Source organism: Cupriavidus sp. MPR-AND1C (assembly GCF_058809705.1).
The window spans coordinates 46,363-62,967 of record NZ_JBXASU010000044.1 but is presented as its reverse complement, the minus strand read 5'-3'; the positions used below and the strand labels follow the sequence as shown (position 1 = coordinate 62,967).

General features: G+C 65.4%; 18 protein-coding genes and 1 tRNA gene. 11 read left to right on the top strand and 8 right to left on the bottom strand.

Annotated features, from left to right (window positions below; translation table 11 throughout):
* Positions 1-150: 150 nt before the first annotated feature.
* Entirely contained in the window at positions 151-1,521 is a 1,371-nt protein-coding gene (locus tag AC1RWI_RS22510; protein ID WP_043349750.1) for a Fic family protein, read from the bottom strand.
* Positions 1,522-1,810: 289 nt separating this feature from the next.
* Between AC1RWI_RS22510 and AC1RWI_RS22505 the strand changes: the two genes are divergently transcribed.
* Positions 1,811-2,200: a hypothetical protein gene (locus AC1RWI_RS22505; protein WP_043349747.1), complete on the top strand. Its 390-nt coding sequence runs from the start codon at positions 1,811-1,813 to the stop codon at positions 2,198-2,200.
* A gap of 209 nt (positions 2,201-2,409) precedes the next feature.
* Here the strand turns inward: AC1RWI_RS22505 and AC1RWI_RS22500 are convergent.
* Both AC1RWI_RS22500 and ispB read right to left on the bottom strand, forming a co-directional pair.
* A tRNA-Pro gene (locus tag AC1RWI_RS22500) sits at positions 2,410-2,486 on the bottom strand.
* Positions 2,487-2,596: 110 nt separating this feature from the next.
* Positions 2,597-3,526 (bottom strand): octaprenyl diphosphate synthase, encoded by a 930-nt coding sequence (ispB, locus tag AC1RWI_RS22495; protein WP_492868853.1) that lies wholly within the window; start codon positions 3,524-3,526, stop codon positions 2,597-2,599.
* A 572-nt stretch (positions 3,527-4,098) separates the two neighbouring features.
* Between ispB and rplU the strand changes: the two genes are divergently transcribed.
* Together rplU and rpmA are read left to right on the top strand one after the other, a co-directional pair.
* Positions 4,099-4,410: a 50S ribosomal protein L21 gene (gene rplU / locus AC1RWI_RS22490; RefSeq protein ID WP_006162510.1), complete on the top strand. Its 312-nt coding sequence runs from the start codon at positions 4,099-4,101 to the stop codon at positions 4,408-4,410.
* A 69-nt stretch (positions 4,411-4,479) separates the two neighbouring features.
* Complete coding sequence (gene rpmA, locus AC1RWI_RS22485; RefSeq protein WP_006162509.1) at positions 4,480-4,740, top strand: 50S ribosomal protein L27; 261 nt, start codon at positions 4,480-4,482, stop codon at positions 4,738-4,740.
* On the opposite strand, the gene AC1RWI_RS22480 is transcribed toward rpmA, so the two are convergent.
* Positions 4,718-4,900: a hypothetical protein gene (locus AC1RWI_RS22480; RefSeq protein ID WP_144409845.1), complete on the bottom strand. Its 183-nt coding sequence runs from the start codon at positions 4,898-4,900 to the stop codon at positions 4,718-4,720. The two genes, rpmA and AC1RWI_RS22480, sit on opposite strands and share 23 nt — an antisense overlap.
* Between AC1RWI_RS22480 and obgE the strand changes: the two genes are divergently transcribed.
* Together obgE and proB are read left to right on the top strand one after the other, a co-directional pair.
* Positions 4,890-5,990 carry a GTPase ObgE gene (gene obgE / locus AC1RWI_RS22475; protein ID WP_043349742.1) on the top strand — a complete coding sequence of 367 codons (1,101 nt, stop codon included), beginning with the start codon at positions 4,890-4,892 and terminating at the stop codon, positions 5,988-5,990. The genes AC1RWI_RS22480 and obgE overlap by 11 nt on opposite strands.
* Before the next feature lie 39 nt (positions 5,991-6,029).
* A complete protein-coding gene (proB, locus tag AC1RWI_RS22470; protein ID WP_043349741.1) occupies positions 6,030-7,148 on the top strand; it encodes a glutamate 5-kinase in 1,119 nt (372 codons plus the stop codon).
* Positions 7,149-7,225: 77 nt separating this feature from the next.
* Here the strand turns inward: proB and AC1RWI_RS22465 are convergent, their stop codons facing one another.
* Positions 7,226-7,855, bottom strand: a complete 630-nt coding sequence (locus AC1RWI_RS22465; RefSeq protein WP_492868847.1) for a CNP1-like family protein — start codon at positions 7,853-7,855, stop codon at positions 7,226-7,228.
* Positions 7,848-8,510: an RNA pyrophosphohydrolase gene (locus tag AC1RWI_RS22460; RefSeq protein WP_043349734.1), complete on the bottom strand. Its 663-nt coding sequence runs from the start codon at positions 8,508-8,510 to the stop codon at positions 7,848-7,850. Before AC1RWI_RS22460 ends, AC1RWI_RS22465 begins: the two co-directional genes overlap by 8 nt.
* Before the next feature lie 185 nt (positions 8,511-8,695).
* On the opposite strand from AC1RWI_RS22460, the gene AC1RWI_RS22455 reads away from it, so the two are divergent.
* From AC1RWI_RS22455 to AC1RWI_RS22430, 6 genes are all read left to right on the top strand, one after another.
* Positions 8,696-10,417 carry a proline--tRNA ligase gene (locus AC1RWI_RS22455; RefSeq protein ID WP_043349731.1) on the top strand — a complete coding sequence of 574 codons (1,722 nt, stop codon included), beginning with the start codon at positions 8,696-8,698 and terminating at the stop codon, positions 10,415-10,417.
* Positions 10,418-10,422: 5 nt separating this feature from the next.
* Positions 10,423-11,187, top strand: coding sequence for a lytic transglycosylase domain-containing protein (locus tag AC1RWI_RS22450; protein WP_492868845.1), 765 nt, complete (start codon positions 10,423-10,425; stop codon positions 11,185-11,187).
* On the top strand, positions 11,184-12,155 hold the full coding sequence (locus tag AC1RWI_RS22445) for a 2OG-Fe(II) oxygenase (protein ID WP_492868843.1): 972 nt from the start codon (positions 11,184-11,186) through the stop codon (positions 12,153-12,155). The genes AC1RWI_RS22450 and AC1RWI_RS22445 overlap by 4 nt, the downstream gene beginning before the upstream one ends.
* Positions 12,155-12,994, top strand: a complete 840-nt coding sequence (locus AC1RWI_RS22440) for a helix-turn-helix domain-containing protein (RefSeq protein WP_492868841.1) — start codon at positions 12,155-12,157, stop codon at positions 12,992-12,994. Before AC1RWI_RS22445 ends, AC1RWI_RS22440 begins: the two co-directional genes overlap by 1 nt.
* 83 nt (positions 12,995-13,077) lie before the next feature.
* The gene (locus AC1RWI_RS22435) at positions 13,078-13,752 is read left to right on the top strand and encodes a LysE family translocator (protein ID WP_492868839.1); all 675 of its coding nucleotides are present in this window, start codon (positions 13,078-13,080) and stop codon (positions 13,750-13,752) included.
* Positions 13,753-13,877: 125 nt separating this feature from the next.
* Complete coding sequence (locus AC1RWI_RS22430; protein ID WP_082054931.1) at positions 13,878-14,498, top strand: LysE family translocator; 621 nt, start codon at positions 13,878-13,880, stop codon at positions 14,496-14,498.
* On the opposite strand, the gene AC1RWI_RS22425 is transcribed toward AC1RWI_RS22430, so the two are convergent.
* Positions 14,495-15,037 (bottom strand): hypoxanthine-guanine phosphoribosyltransferase, encoded by a 543-nt coding sequence (locus AC1RWI_RS22425; RefSeq protein ID WP_017224402.1) that lies wholly within the window; start codon positions 15,035-15,037, stop codon positions 14,495-14,497. The genes AC1RWI_RS22430 and AC1RWI_RS22425 overlap by 4 nt on opposite strands.
* Before the next feature lie 79 nt (positions 15,038-15,116).
* Positions 15,117-16,511 (bottom strand): signal recognition particle protein, encoded by a 1,395-nt coding sequence (ffh, locus tag AC1RWI_RS22420; RefSeq protein WP_006162498.1) that lies wholly within the window; start codon positions 16,509-16,511, stop codon positions 15,117-15,119.
* Positions 16,512-16,605 lie beyond the last annotated feature (94 nt).

Below are 16,605 nucleotides of genomic sequence, written 5' to 3'. Positions count from 1 at the left end.
GGATGGGGAAGGGGTGGGAATCGGGATTGGCAAGCCAGGGCCGCTGTCAGGTCCTGACATAGGTTGACAGGTTTTGTGGCGCCGTGGGCGCCTAGCGCTCCAAGGTAATAGACGCCCGATGAACCTCATCGGGCGTTTTGTATTTCAGGGCTAGTGTGGGCGTCCCAGGTCAATCCACTCTTGCGTCTTGCTGATGGGCAGGCGGTAGCGGGCACAGTTGTAGGCCTCCAGGTGCTCGAGTTCCGTGTTCAGCATCGCGCGAAACGCGGCTGCATCCGCTTGCGCGACGCCAGCCCCTTCCACGGCCTGCGCGAAGCTCGCCCCGACGAAGACAATCTGCCGAATCGCCTCGCCGAGCGGTTCGCGGTAACGCACCCGCAGCGGGTCCGGTCCGCCCATGGCCTCGACGACCGCTTGGTACTTGGCGATGGAGCGGCGGTAGGTCCAGTCGAACAGTTCGGCCGCAAGTGTCACATCGAGCCGTTCGTAGACGCCCAGCATCGCCAGCGCGTAGTCGCTCTGTCCGACGTCGAGGAAGGACAGCGGCGAACAATTTGCCAGCATGAGCGGCATGTTGGCGGCCAGCCGGCTGGTGCGCTTGTTGCCATCGACGAAGGGCTGCAGGTAGGCGAGGTTGACCCACAGGAAAAACGCGGCTTCGACGGGGTTGCGGATGAGCCTCGCCTTGTCGACGATGTCGTGCAGCGTCTCTTCGAGCAGGCTGGGGACCTGGCTCGGTACATAGACCGTGTCCTGGATATTGACGATTTTCTGCCGGATGGCCCCGAGGTCGGCCGGGTCTGGCAGCAGGTCGCGCATGAGCAGACTTTGCAGGTTGCGTGCCACGGGCACGGTGATGCCTTCGGTGGGCACCGCGTCGACCATGAATTCGATGGCGTCCTTGTGATTGAGCAGCATCGTGGCGTCCCGGTCATCACTCTCGGAGCGGCCTTTTTCGAACAGGGCGCGCGTGTCGAGCAGACTCTTGCGGTTGCCTTCGAGCCGGGACGAATACCAGGACAGGTCGATGAGCAGTTGCTCGAGCACCTTGCGCGCATAGGTGCCGGCGGGCTGCTGGTCCTTCGACCTGCCCATCTCGTAAAGCTGCGTGGCCAGCGTGGCGGGAAGCAGGCTGGAAGCGTTGGGTTGATAGCCGGCGACGAAGGAGCGCTGGTAAGAGACCGGATGGCGCGCACCCAGCGGCGCCGATAGCGCGCTGATGAGCGTGTGCCCAGCGCCACTCCAGGGGGGAGAAGCATGTGCTTCGCGACCGGCGACCGGCGGGGCCGGGCGGGTCTCCGAGATAGGGGTCGATGCGCAGACACGATAGCTCACGGACCGGCCAGCCCCTTGCCGCTCAAGGGCACCTGTTGCTACCAGATGGGCCAACGCGCGGTTGACGGTTGGCCTTGAGCGGGCGCAGTGGGCCTGAATGGCTCCGGCTGAAACCCCCGCCGAACCGGCCTGCTGTTCGCGCCTGACGTACTCGAGGATGGTCTCCGGCAGCGGTTTGCCCGACATGAGTTCTCACCGTTGATAAATTTATCAAAATCTTATCATCTGAATGATAGGATTGTCGGGCTTTGAGAAGATTGTGCCCGTTCAGACCGAATCTGCTCAAATTCCTATCGAGTGCTGAGAACCTTCTCGACGCCGATGCGTTTGCTTATCGGGCTTCCATAGTGGACGGTATGGCGTCGCGGTCAGGCTTCACGTAGGGTTGATAACATGATGAGGTGGCTTCCGCAGGTCAGTCGCCTCAACCCCGCGTTCGGGACTCTAAATCGTAACTTCTGCAGGAAGGTGTTCCATGGATGTACAGCAACTCGTTTCTGAATTTCTGGCCTCCGAGCACGGGAGCCAGGCCACCCAAGCGCTGGCGGCTCAGGGCATCGGTGCGGAGGATGCGCAGCAAATGCTGAGCCAGGCCGCAGAAACCGCGCACGCCCACGTTGAAGAGCAGAGTGGCGGTCTGATGGGCGAGCATGCGGGCCGGAGCTTTTTTGCGGCCTTCGCAGCAGGCCTGGTGCGGGGCGACGGTTTTTTCAAGTCGCTGACGGAAGGTGGGGAAGGTATCCTGAGCGGCCGGGTGGCTGAGTCGCTGGCGGGGAGAATGGGCATCGACCCGTCCACCGCATCGACGGTGGCCGCCGCCGCTACCCCGTATCTCGTGGCGTTCCTGAAGGAAAAACTCGCCTGAGCTTGGCCTCTGGCCGGTCCCGATGGCCCGATTGGCTGGAGCTGGAGGCGCCCGGCTGGCCCAGCCTCGCGCAGCGAGCCTCGGCGCCCGGGCTTGGTCTTCACGGCGTCGTCGTGGCACAGGCTTGCCACACACAGATGATGGCCACAAAGCATAAAGCCCAGCGATTGCTGGGCTTTATGTCCTTGCCTTGTTGAACAAGGAAAATCTGGTCGGGGTGAGAGGATTCGAACCTCCGGCCTCTACGTCCCGAACGTAGCGCTCTACCAGGCTAAGCTACACCCCGTTTGTTTTTCTCTGCGTTGCCTGCTAATTACTGCTGCAGCGCGAAAGCACACAAGTGTAGCAGCCTTTTTTCCGGAATGGAAGGGGCCACCGGCACGGGGCGCTTTGACATCAGGACTGCCGTTGCAGCGAGAACGCGCACAGGTCGATCAGCGTTTGCTTCAGTGGGGAGTCGGGGAACCGCTGGGCGGCTTTCTCCGCGGCTTCGGCTTCGCGCTGGGCTGCCTGGAAGGTGACCTCGAGCGCGCCGCTGGCGTGGATCGCGGCGAACACCGCATCGAAATGCTCGGTGCCGCCTTGCACGATGGCTTCGCGAGCCAGTGTGCGTTGCTCCGCGGTGCCGTGCTCGAGCAGGTGCAGCAGCGGCAGGGTGGGCTTGCCTTCACGCAGATCGTCGCCGGCATTCTTGCCCATCTGCTCGGCGCTGGCGGTGTAGTCCAGCATGTCGTCGATCAGCTGGAACGCGGTGCCGATGCGCCGTCCGTACTCCGCGGCAGCTTCTTCGGTGGCGGCATCGGCGCCGGCCAGCACGGCGCCTAACTGGGCCGAGGCTTCGAAGAGCTTGGCGGTCTTGTAGCGGATCACCTGCAGGTAGCGCTCCACCGTGACGTCGGGGTCGTGCATGTTCAGCAACTGCAGCACTTCACCTTCGGCGATCACATTGGTGGCATTGGAGAGGATCTCCATAATGCGCATGCTGCCGGCGTCGACCATCATCTGGAAGGCGCGGGAATAGAGGAAGTCGCCTACCAGCACGCTCGCGGCGTTGCCGAAGACCGCGTTGGCGGTCTGGCGGCCGCGGCGCAGCTCCGACTCGTCGACGACGTCGTCGTGCAGCAGCGTGGCGGTATGGATGAACTCGACCACCGCGGCCAGTTCGTGGTGCCGGTTGCCGTCGTATCCGAAGGCCCGTGCGGACAGCAGCAGGATCACCGGACGCAGGCGCTTGCCGCCCGCGCTGATGATGTACTCGCCGATCTGCTCGATCAGGGGCACTTCCGAGGCGAGGCGCTGGCGGATAACCGAATCAACGGCGCGCATGTCGGCAGCGACCGGGGCAAGCAAGGCAGTGGCGGAAGACTGGGACAAGATGTTCACCGTTACGCAAAACCCGCCGATTATAAGCGATGCGGGTGTATGTATGTCCCCTGAACGGGGGGTGCGACAAGGCGTGCTGGCACTGTGCGAGCAAAGCGGGCGTGGCGGTCCCGTGCACCTATAATGCCGCCATGACCCAGCCACCTTCCTCCTCGCGCCGCCAGCTCCGGCGCACCGCACTGTGGGCAGCTTTCGCCGCCCTGGCGGGTTTCCTGCTCGCGGACCTGACCTGACCGGGGTGGACGGGGAAGTGCTTCAGGCGGCGCCATGCGGCGCCGGGCAGGCTATGTGCCTGTTTTCTTTGTACTTTTCCCGGCTTTGGTATAGAATCGTGGGTTTCCTCCGGCCGCTTTGTGTTGTCTGCAGATGCGCTGGTGGGAGATAACCGGGCCAATTGGGCCGTCCGGCTTGTCTGTTTTCCCTGTCCTGGTCGTTGCCTGGATCGGGATGAAACGGACGCAAGGGCGCGCCGGCGTTGGCTTTCGGCGTTTTATTTCACATCGAGAGGTTCGACAATGTACGCGGTCGTAAAAACCGGCGGCAAGCAATATAAGGTTGCTGCTGGCGAAAAACTTAAAGTAGAACAGATACCGGCAGACATTGGCGCAGAAATCACGCTCGACCAGGTGCTCGCAGTGGGCGCAGGCGACCAACTCAAGTTTGGTACGCCGCTGGTTAGCGGGGCTTCCGTCAAGGCTACCGTTATCTCCCAAGGTCGTCACGATAAGGTGAAGATCTTCAAGATGCGCCGTCGCAAGCACTATCAAAAGCGTCAAGGCCATCGTCAAAATTACACCGAGCTGCGCATCGAAGAGATCATTGGCTGAGCCAGCGCTCAGTCCTTATCGAATCGAATTCAAGCGTAACTAGGTAAAGTAAAGCGACAGGAGTTAGTCATGGCACAGAAAAAGGGCGGCGGTTCCACACGGAACGGCCGCGATTCCGAATCGAAGCGTCTGGGCGTCAAGGTGTTTGGTGGTCAAGCCATCAACGCCGGCAGCATCATCGTGCGTCAGCGCGGTACCCGCGTGCACCCGGGCGATAACGTTGGCATTGGCAAGGATCACACCCTCTTTGCTCTCGTCGACGGCCACGTGCAGTTCGCCGTCAAGGGCGCTGCCAAGAAGCAGCAGGTCAGCGTCGTTCCGGCAGTCTGATCACAGCCTTTGCAGCATGAAGGCCCCGCAGTACTTGCGGGGCTTTTTCTTTTCTGGCGACAATGTCATTGTCGCCATTCGCCGCGCCCGCGGCCTTGCCATCCCGGCCGGGCACGCGCTTTGCGGTCGCTACACCACGGAAGGTCATCATGAAGTTCATCGACGAAGCCAGAATTGAAGTCATCGCCGGCAACGGCGGCAATGGCAGCGCATCGATGCGGCGCGAGAAATTTGTGCCCTTCGGTGGCCCCGACGGTGGCGACGGCGGCAGCGGTGGCAGTGTCTACGCGGTGGCCGACCGCAACATCAACACGCTCATCGACTTCCGCTACGCCAAGAAGCACGTGGCGCGCAACGGCGAGAATGGCCGGGGCGCCGATTGCTATGGCGCGGGCGGCGAAGATGTGAACCTGCGCATGCCGGTCGGCACGCAGATCCTCGACATGGATTCCGGCGAACTGATCGCCGACCTGACCGAGCATGGCCAGACCGTTTGCCTGGCCGAGGGTGGCCTGGGCGGCTGGGGTAACCTGCACTTCAAGTCCAGTACCAACCGCGCGCCCCGCCAGCAGGTGGACGGCAAGCCGGGCGAGCGCCGCATGATCAAGCTGGAGCTCAAGGTGCTGGCCGACGTGGGCCTGCTGGGCATGCCAAACGCCGGCAAGTCGACCTTTATCTCCCACATTTCCAATGCGCGCCCGAAGGTGGCCGACTACCCCTTCACCACGCTGCATCCCAACCTGGGCGTGGTGCGGGTCGATCACGAGCAGTCCTTCGTGGTGGCCGACATCCCCGGCCTGATCGAAGGCGCCGCGGAAGGCGCCGGGCTGGGCCACCAGTTCCTGCGCCACTTGCAGCGCACGGGTCTGTTGCTGCATATCGTCGACCTGGCGCCGTTCGATGAAGCCGTGGACCCGGTGGCGGAAGCCCGCGCCATCGTCAACGAGCTGAAGAAGTACGACGAAAGCCTGTACGAAAAGCCGCGCTGGCTGGTATTGAACAAGTTGGACGTGGTGCCCGAGGAAGAGCGCGATGCGCGCGTCAAGGACTTCGTCAAGCGCTACAAGTGGAAGGGCCCGGTGTTCCGCATCTCCGCCCTGACCGGCGAAGGCTGCCGCGAACTGATCTACGCGATCAAGGATCACCTGGCCGCGATCAAGGCCGAGGAAGTCGCCGCGCTGGCGGAGCCGGACATTCGCCTGGATGACCGCCTGCACAACGTCGACCAGTCCGGCAGCGAGCAGAACTAACTACAAGAACAGCAGTACCCAGCAGACAGGATTCCCACCATGCAATCGGTCATCGCCCAGGCAAAACGTATCGTCGTGAAGGTTGGGTCCAGCCTGGTGACCAACGACGGCAAGGGCCTCGATCACGAGGCCATCGCCCGTTGGGCGGCACAGATCGCCAAGCTGCGCATGGCCGGCAAGGAAGTCGTGCTGGTCAGCTCCGGCGCCATCGCCGAGGGCATGCAGCGCCTCGGCTGGGTGCGCCGCCCCAAGGAAATCCACGAACTGCAGGCCGCGGCGGCAGTGGGCCAGATGGGCCTGGCCCAGGTCTACGAAAGCCAGTTCGGCCGCTACGGCATCCGTACCGCCCAGGTGTTGCTGACCCACGCCGACCTGGCTGACCGCGAGCGCTACCTCAATGCGCGCTCGACCCTGCTGACCCTGCTGTCGCTGGGTGTCGTGCCCATCATCAACGAGAACGACACCGTGGTCACCGACGAAATCAAGTTTGGCGACAACGACACCCTGGGTGCGCTCGTCACCAACCTGATTGAAGGCGACGCGCTGGTGATCCTGACCGACCAGCGGGGCCTTTATACCGCCGATCCCCGCAGCAACCCGCAGGCCGAGTTCGTGGACGAGGCGCTGGCTGGCGCGGTAGAGCTCGAGGCCATGGCCGGCGGCGCCGGCACGTCGATCGGCCGCGGCGGCATGCTGACCAAGATTCTGGCCGCCAAGCGCGCCGCCAAGTCGGGCGCGCATACCGTGATCGCATCCGGGCGCGAAGCCAATGTGCTGGAGCGGCTGGCCGGGGGCGAAGGCATTGGCACGCAACTGCTGGCCCCCACCGGCCGCCTGACCGCGCGTAAGCAATGGATGGCCGACCACCTGCAGTTGCGCGGGCGGGTGGTGATCGATGCCGGCGCGGCGGACAAGCTCACCAGCGGCGGCAAGTCGCTGCTGCCGATCGGCGTGGTGGAAGTGCAGGGCGAGTTCGCGCGTGGCGAGGTCATTGCCTGCATCGACGCGGCGGGCCATGAGGTGGCGCGCGGCATCACCAACTACGCCAGCTCGGAAGCCAAGCTGATCGCGCGCAAGCCCTCGTCCGAGATCGAGCGGGTGCTTGGCCACCAGAACGAGCACGAGCTGATCCACCGGGACAACCTGGTACTGGTCTGAGCGACGCAAAAAAGCCCGCGAGCGATCGCGGGCTTTTTTGCCTGTTCCGGCGCCGTACTACCGCGCCGTTGCCGCCATCAACGCGTGATCGCGCTCTTGCGCGGCGCTTCGCCACGCAAGTCCTTGACGATGTCCTTCGCATTGCCAGCCGCTGAGCGGCCCTCGCACAGGAAATCTTTGGCCAGCGCCGCACCATAGTTGTTGCGCGCGATGCCTGCCAGCTGGACCCAGCCATCGCGGTCGTCGGTGCGGTTGCGGACCCACTCGGTCGCGCCCCTGGGCAAGGTAGCGTACATCTTGCGCTCGAAGGTGTCGCAGCGCACGGCCTCGAAGCTCACGTTGCGCATGCCGCTGGCACCGGTGATGACCACCGTATAACGCACCGCGCCGTCCGCACCCACGGCAACGGACTTGCCGTCGACGGCGAAGGTGAAGTTGCCGGCGGGGCTGACTTCGAACGGGATCAGGTCCGCATCCCGCGGCGGCGCAGGCAGCGCTGTCTCCACTTCCCTGAATTCCTTCGCGGCGAACGGGTCGAGGATGCTGAACTCCTTCTTTGGCGTGTAATCCTCTGACTCGTCCGGCATGGGGACGTGTTGCGGCTTGGACGTGCTGCCGCAGCCGGCCAGGCCGAGGCAAAGGGTTACCGCCAGCAAGCAGGCGGCGGGCAGGCTCGGGCGCAAGCCGCGGCCGGCAAAATCAATCATCGGTACTCCGTTCTGTGGACGCCGGCTGGGCCGGCGATATTGGGCCCGGATCGTGGGCCAGGTCCTGATGCACCAGGTCCGGAACGCTGTCGGGATGCTCGTCCAGCCCCGCGCGAGCATAACCTGCGCGCACCGAACCGTGCCGGCCGTGGGTGCCGTAGGGGCTCAGCGGCGCGCGGGTATTGCGCTGCAGGAAGCGGGACAACTCGGTCAGCGCGAGTTGGTAGACATCGCGCTTGAACTCGATGACAGCGTCTAGCGGGACCCAGTAATGGCTCCAGCGCCAGGCATCGAACTCCGGGTGGTCGGTGGCGCGCAGGCGGATGTCGCAATCGCGGCCCGCCATGCGCAACAGGAACCAAATCTGCTTCTGTCCCCTGTAATGGCCGCGGATTTCGCGGCGGATGAACTTGTCCGGCACCTCATAACGCAGCCAGTCGCGTGTGCGACCGACAATCCTGACATGCTCGGGCAGCAGACCGACTTCTTCATGTAGCTCGCGGTACATCGCCTGTTCCGGCGTTTCGCCGTATTTGATGCCGCCTTGAGGAAACTGCCACGAATGTTCGCCGATGCGCTTGCCCCAGAACACCTCGTTCCGTGCGTTGATGAGGATGATGCCGACGTTCGGGCGAAAGCCTTCACGATCGAGCATGACTGCACCTCGAATCCTTTAGAATTAGGTTGATTATAAAGGAAGCGCGTAATGGGGCTTTGTGCAACGGGGTGCTGGTTTTCCCCGAGCAAAAAGCGCTGCATAATGCACGCGCGCACCACGGATTCGCGCCATGCCGCCCACGGAACCTGCCAGGGCGGCATGGCCTCACGAGAAAGCAACGGATGAAAGCCTCGCAATTCTTCATTTCCACCCAAAAGGAAGCCCCTTCCGACGCGGAAATCGTGTCGCACAAATTGATGATGCGAGCCGGCATGATCAAGAAGCTTGGCGCCGGCATCTATAACTACATGCCGGTCGGCCTGCGGGTGATTCGCAAGGTGGAAGCCATTGTGCGCGAGGAAATGAACCGCGCTGGCGCGGTCGAGCTGTCGATGCCGGTGATTCAGCCTGCCGAGCTGTGGCAGGAAACCGGCCGCTGGGACAAGATGGGCCCCGAGCTGCTGCGCCTGAAGGACCGCCACGAGCGCGACTTTGCGGTGCAGCCCACCTCCGAAGAGGTGGTGACGGACATCGCCCGCAGCGAAATCCGCAGCTACAAGCAACTGCCGATCAATTTCTACCAGATCCAGACCAAGTTCCGCGACGAGCGCCGGCCGCGTTTTGGCATCATGCGCGGGCGCGAGTTCACCATGAAGGACGCTTACTCCTTCGATCGTGACGCTGCTGGCCTGAAGGTGTCCTACGACAAGATGTTCGACGCCTACGTGCGCATCTTCCAGCGTTTCGGCCTGGAGTTCCGTGCCGTCGCGGCCGACAACGGCGCCATCGGCGGCTCCGGCTCGCACGAGTTCCACGTGATCGCCGAGACCGGCGAAGACGCTATCGTCTACTGCCCCGACTCGGACTACGCCGCCAACATGGAAGCGGCCGAGGCCCTGCCGCTGCTGGCCCAGCGTGCCGCGCCGGCCGAAGCCATGGTCAACACGCCCACCCCGGGCAAGGCCAAGTGCGAGCAAGTGGCCGAGCTGCTTGGCATCCCGCTTGCGCGCACGGTCAAGTCGATCGTGCTGGCCACCGAAGGCGAGGCCGGCGTGCAGATCTGGCTGCTGCTGCTGCGTGGCGACCATGAGCTCAACGAGATCAAGGCGTCCAAGGTGGCCGGCCTGGCCGAGTTCCGCTTCGCGACCGAGTCCGAGATCGTCGAGACGTTCGGCACGCCGCCCGGCTACCTGGGTCCCATCGGTGCCAAGAAGCCTGTCAACGTGGTGGCGGACCGCACGGTCGCCAACATGAGCGATTTCGTCTGCGGCGCCAACGAGCGCGACTACCACCTGACCGGCGTGAACTGGGGCCGCGACCTGCCCGAGCCCGTGGTGGCCGACCTGCGCAATGTGGTGGAGGGCGACGTTTCGCCGGATGGCAAGGGCACGCTCGCCATCTGCCGCGGCATCGAAGTTGGCCACGTGTTCATGCTCGGCACGCGGTATTCGGAATCGATGGGCGCTACCTTCCTGGACGAGAACGGCAAGACCCAGCCCATGCAGATGGGCTGCTACGGCATCGGCGTGACCCGCATCCTGGGGGCCGCCATCGAGCAGAACTTCGACGAGCGCGGCATCATCTGGCCCGCTTCGATCGCCCCGTTCGCGGTGGTGGTCTGCCCGGTTGGCTACGACCGATCCGAGGCCGTCAAGGCCGAGGCCGACCGTATCCATGCTGAGCTGCTGGCAGCCGGCGTCGATGTGATCCTGGACAACCGCGGCGAGCGCCCCGGCGCCATGTTTGCCGACTGGGAGCTGATTGGCGTGCCGCACCGCGTGGTGGTGGGCGACCGTGGCCTGAAGGAAGGCCGCGTGGAGTACCAGGGACGGCGCGACGCCGAAGCCACCCAGCTGCCGGTCGCGGACGTGGTCGCCCACGTGCGCGGGCTGTTGTCCGCCTGAGCGCCATGCGCCTCCTGGACCCGCTGCGTCTGCCGGGCCGGCTCCCGGGCCGTTCGGGCGTGGCGCGGGTCGGCGCCGGCTTGTTGCTGGTGCTCAGCGCCGCCGCCCACGCCGGGGCCCAGAAGGAAGAAGACCTGGCCGACTCGGTGCGCGGCGCGCTGGCTGCGGCCATTGCCGACAGCCGCCCGCTGCGCCCGGCCTTTGCCACCGGCGGCGAGCAACTGGCGTATCTCAAGTGGCTGGAAGAAATGTCGCACCGGCTCGCGGGGCGCATCCCCGAGCCGCAGGTGCGCATCGAACTGATCGAGACCGCTTACTACGAGGCCAAGCGCGCGGGGCTGGAACCGGCGCTGGTGCTGGGGCTGGTGCAGGTCGAGAGTAATTTCCGCAAATACGCGATCAGCTCGGCCGGTGCTCGCGGGCTGATGCAGGTAATGCCCTTCTGGGTGCGCAGCATTGGCGACAGCGACAGCCGCAAGCTGTTTCACCTGCAGAGCAACCTGCGCTACGGCTGCACCATCCTGCGCTACTACCTGGACCGCGAGCAAGGCGACCTGTTCCTGGCGCTGGGCCGGTACAACGGCAGCCGTGGCCGCCCCGACTATCCCAATGCGGTGCTGGCAGCGTGGAAGCGCTGGCAGTACTCCGAAGCCACGGTCACCGTCGCCGGCGACCCCGAATCCGGCACGGGCACCCGCAGCCGCGTGGTGCCGCCCGAAGCGCCGGCGCGCAACCCGTTCTCGCCGCAGCGGCTGGCCAATCCCTCATGAGCAACACCCGCGCCACCAGCGCCACTGGCGACACCGCCGGCAAGGCGGGCTACACCAGTTCCTCGGCGGACCTGGAGCGCTGGCTGCGGCGTCATATCGGGCAGGGCTTTGGCGCCGAGGCGCTGGTGCAGTCGATGTGCCAGTCCGGCTACGAGCAGGCCTTCGCGCAAGCCACCGTGGCCGCGGCGCTGTCCGCGGCGGCACGGGCAGCGGTGCGGGGGACGGCGCCGGACAACCCCGCGGAGATGGCCGCGGAGCTGGGCATCGGCAAGCCGGCCGGGCGCGCAGGGGACCAGGCTGGTGGCCGTGGCGAAACCGGCGCGCAAGGCAACCGTAACGCGGCGCATTTCGCCGGCCGCGAGATTCCCGTCCTGTTCACGCTCGCGGCGCCGCGCGTGACCCTGTACCAGCAACTGCTGACCGATGCCGAGTGCGACGCACTGGTAGAGCTGGCGCGCGGCCGCCTGGTGCGCTCACCCGTGATCAACCCCGACACCGGCGACGAGAACCTGATCGAGGCGCGCACCAGCCTGGGCGCGATGTTCCAGGTCGGCGAGCATGCGCTGATCGAGCGCATCGAGGACTGCATCGCTGCCGTGACCGGGATTGCCGCGGACCGTGGCGAAGGCCTGCAGATCCTCAACTACAAGCCCGGCGGAGAGTACCAGCCGCACTACGATTTCTTTAACCCGCAGCGCCCCGGCGAGGCGCGCCAGCTCAAGGTCGGCGGGCAACGCGTCGCCACCCTGGTGATCTACCTGAACAGCCCGCCGGCGGGTGGCGCCACGGCCTTTCCCAAGCTTGGCCTGGAGGTGGCGCCGGTCAAGGGCAACGCGGTCTATTTCAGCTATCGCAAGTCCGACGGCACGCTGGACGAGCGCACCCTGCATGCCGGCCTGCCCGTTGAAGCGGGCGAGAAATGGATTGCCACCAAGTGGCTGCGCGAACGCCCGTACCGGACCGACTGATGCGCGCCGGCAGCACCGCAGGGCAGGCACGCTACTGGTTCGATCCCGCCATGCCATATGTCGAGAGCCGCTGCGCCAGCGACAGCGGCGCGGCCTACCTGCCGCATACCCATCCCACCTTGTCGATTGGCGCTGTCGATGGCGGCCACAGCCTGTTTGGCACCGAGACCGAGTCGGTACGGCTGGCGCCCGGCGACGTGGTCGTGATCCCGGCCGGGCAGGTGCACGCCTGCAATCCGGAGCCCGACGCGCGCTGGAGCTACCAGATGCTGCACCTGGACCCGGCATGGGTGGGCACGGTGCTGGAGACACGTGGCGTGGCGGTGTTGCCCGCGGCGCTGGCGCGGGTGCGTGTCACCCGCGCGCCAGATACCTATGCCGGCCTGTGCCGGCTTAACGATGTGCTGTTCTCCGCAGCCCCGCAGGCCACCAAGGACGCGGCGCTAGGCGGCTTCCTGGCCGCGCTGCTCGGCGCTGCCGACCTGCGTCAGGCGGTGCGCGCGCCGCGCCAGCCAGTCACGCCGGAGGCTCGGCTAGCCGGCCTGGTCGCGCGCCTGCATGCCCATCACGCGGAGCCGCTGCCGCTGGCGGAACTGGCGCGCGGCGCCGGCATGAGCCGCTACCAGCTGATCCGCGCCTTCCGGGCCGACCTCGGCATGACCCCGCATGCCTACCAGCTGGATCTGCGCATCAACCACGCGCGCCAGCTGTTGCGCGCGGGCGGGGCGCCGGCGGAGATCGCCCAGGTGCTGGGCTTTTCCGACCAGAGCCACTTCCAGCGTGCCTTCAAGCAGCGCGTGGCGCTGACGCCGCGCAGCTATCAACGCCGCAGCGGCTGAGCCGCCGCGCGCAATTTTCTCCAATACTTGCCGCCCCTCGCGGTCCAGACTTCGCGCTCATCCGAAGACACGAAAGGACTGGCGTGGATTTCCCTGTTGATTCCGGCCTCGGCCAATTTGCCATGGTGGCGGGCGCGCATTTTCTTGCACTGCTCAGCCCGGGCCCCGACTTTTTCCTGGTAGTGCGCAGCGCGCTGGTGCATGGCGTGGGCCGCGCCAGCGCCGTCTGCCTGGGCATCGCGCTGGGAAACGGCGTGTTTATCGGGCTGGCCATCGCCGGGCTGGCGGCTACCCGCGCCAGCCAGGGCGTGTTTGTGCTGCTGCAGTGGGCGGGTTGCCTGTACCTGGCCTGGCTGGGCTGGCGGCTGCTGCGTGCCAGCGGTGAGACGACGCTGCCCGGCGCCGATGGCGAGCATGGAGCAAACCAGCAAGCGCAGGGCACCGGCCCCGCAGCGTACGCGGCGCAACTCGTAACGGGCTTCCTGTCCGCCGTGCTCAATCCCAAGAATGCGTTGTTCTATGCCAGCCTGTTCTCGGTGCTGGCCGGCACCCGCACGCCGCTGGCAGCACAGCTGGGCTACGGCGCCTGGATGTTCGCCATGGTCTTCGGCTGGGACATGCTGGTGGCCTGGGGCGTACGCCATCCACTGGTGCGCACGCGTTTTGCCCGTTCGGTTCGCGGCGTGGAGCGGGCGACCGGCGTGGTGCTGTGGGGGATCGCGCTGGTGGTGGCGGCGAACGCGATCACCGCGGCTTGATGCGGCTTGATGCGGCGGCTACGCGCCAAGCCGTATAGCCAGTTTTCTGGTCAACTGTACCGGTACTGTACAGCTCTGCATGGCTAGACTAGCTCCATTCCTTATCGTATTCGATGGAGCCAGACATGGCAGTGCCCCAGCTTGTTGCCGGATCCGGCGTGTTCGCCGCGTTCTGCGCGTTTGCCCTCGTGTCGTCGATCACCCCGGGCCCCAACAACACCATGGTGCTGGCTTCGGGCGTGAATTTCGGCTTTGCCCGCACAGTGCCCCATGTGCTGGGCATCAGTATCGGCTTCGGCCTGATGGTGGCGGTGGTCGGCCTCGGGCTGGGATCGCTGTTCGCCGCATTTCCGTGGACCTGGCAGGTGCTGCGTGTGGTGGCAGTGGCCTATCTCACCTGGCTGGCGTGGAAGCTGGCGACAGCAGGTGGCGTCCAGGACCGGGAGGTGGGCAAGCCCATGGGCTTCCTGGCCGCGGCCGCGTTCCAGTGGGTCAATCCCAAGGCTTGGGTGATGGCGGTGGGCGCGTGCAGTACCTACGTGCTGCACGGCAATGTCTGGCTCAATGTATTGCTGCTGTCCGGCCTGTTCGCCGTGATCAACCTGCCCAGCGTGGCGATGTGGGCCGTGTTCGGCTCGGCCATGCGGCGCTGGCTGGCGCAGCCCCGGGTGCTGCGCATGTTCAATGTGGGGATGGCGCTGTTGCTGCTGGCCTCGCTGTGGCCGATCGTCGGCGCAAGGCCTTAGCGCAAGGCCCGGATGGCGGGCAGGTTGCGCCAGTAGCCGTGGGCGTCCATGCCGCAACCGAAGACATAGCGCTCAGGCACGGTGAAGCCGCAGAAGTCCGGGTGCATGGGCTTTGCCTTTTGCAGCACTTTTTCGCAGAGCACGGCGGCGTAGACATTGGTCGCGCCCATGTCCATGATGCGCTGGCGGATGGCCGCCATGGTCTCGCCTTCGTCCAGGATGTCGTCCAGCACCAGCACCGTGCGGCCCTTGACCGATTCGCGCGGCGCCACGCGCCATTGCATCTCGCCGCCAACCGTCTTGTTGTTGTAGCGCGAGAGGTGGATGTAGTCGAACTCCAGCGGGAACGCCAGCTTGGGCAGCAGCATGCCGGTGAAGACGACTGCGCCGCCCATCACCGACAGCACCAGCGGGAAGGTATCGCCCATCTTTTCCGTGATCTCGCCCGCCATGCGGTCCAGCGATGCCTGGACGGCCTCGGCGCTGACGATTTCCTCGGAGTTGGCCCACAGTTCGCGGGCCTGTTCGGCGGTCATCATGATGTGGATCCTGTCTCAGTCTTGGTCTTTTGCGGGGTGGCGCGGCGCCCGGGGAGCGGGCGCCGCCGTGCCGGATGGCTCAGCGGTTGAAGAGTCCCTTCATGCCGCCCTTCATCGCGCCCATCGAGCGCATCATCTTCATCATGCCGCCGCCCTTGAGCTTTTTCATCATGCTCTGCATCTGGTCGAACTGGTTGAGCAGGCGGTTGACTTCCTGCACCGGCACGCCGGCGCCGGTGGCGATGCGGCGCTTGCGGCTGGCCTTGATCAGGTCGGGCTTGGCGCGCTCGGCGGCCGTCATGCTGTTGATGATGCCTTCCATGCGGCGCACCTGCTTTTCCGCCACGTCCATGTTGGCGCCCTGCGCCTGCTGGGCAAACTGAGCCGGCAGCTTGTCGACCAGGCTGCCCAGGCCGCCCATCTTCTTCATCTGGCCGATCTGCGCCTTGAAGTCTTCCAGGTCGAAGTCGCCCGTCTTCTTGATCTTCTTGGCCAGCTTCTCGGCCGCTTCCATGTCCACGCCGCGCTGGGCTTCCTCGACCAGCGCGAGGATGTCGCCCATGCCCAGGATCCGCTGGGCCATGCGATCGGGGTAGAAGGGCTCGAGGCCGTCCAGCTTTTCTCCGACGCCGACGAACTTGATCGGGCGCCCGGTGATGTGGCGCACCGACAGCGCGGCACCGCCGCGCGCGTCGCCGTCCAGCTTGGTCAGCACCACGCCGGTCAGGGGCAGGGCGTCATTGAAGGCGCGGGCCGTGTTGACCGCGTCCTGGCCCAGCATGGCGTCGACCACGAACAGGGTTTCTACCGGCTTGATCTCGGCGTGCAGCGCGGCGATTTCCTGCATCATGGCTTCGTCGATACCCAGGCGGCCTGCCGTATCGACGATCAGCACGTCGTGATAATGCTTGCGGGCCCAGTCCACCGCCGCGCGCGCGATGTCCACCGGTTTCTGGTCGGGCTCGGAGGGGAAGAAATCGGCGCCGACCTGCTCGGATACGGTCTTGAGCTGGGCGATAGCGGCGGGGCGGTAGACGTCGCACGAGACCGTCAGCACCTTCTTCTTCTTGTTTTCTTTCAGCCACTTGGCCAGCTTGCCGACGGTAGTGGTCTTGCCGGCGCCCTGCAGGCCGGCCATCAGGATGATCGCGGGCGGCTGCACCGCCAGGTTCAACTCGCCGCTCTTGTTGTCGGCGGACAGGCTTTCCTCGCCGCCGATGACAGCGGTCAGCTCGCGCTGCACCACGCCCACCAGCGCCTGGCCCGGCGTCAGGCTGGACACCACGTCTTCGCCCAGTGCCTTTTCCTTCACGCGGGCGATGAATTCCCGCACCACCGGCAAGGCGACATCGGCCTCCAGCATGGCCAGGCGCACTTCGCGCAGCATTTCGGCGGTATTGGCTTCGGTCAGGCGAGCCTCGCCGCGCATGGTCTTGACGACCCGCGCCAGGCGTTGAGTGAGATTGTCCAGCATGGCAGAAGTCCGGGGGATAGAGCTTGATCGAGGCTTGAGGCTGGCTCTTGGCCCGGCTCAAGCGGGGCGCCACCGGGACGGGGCGCTAAGGTAA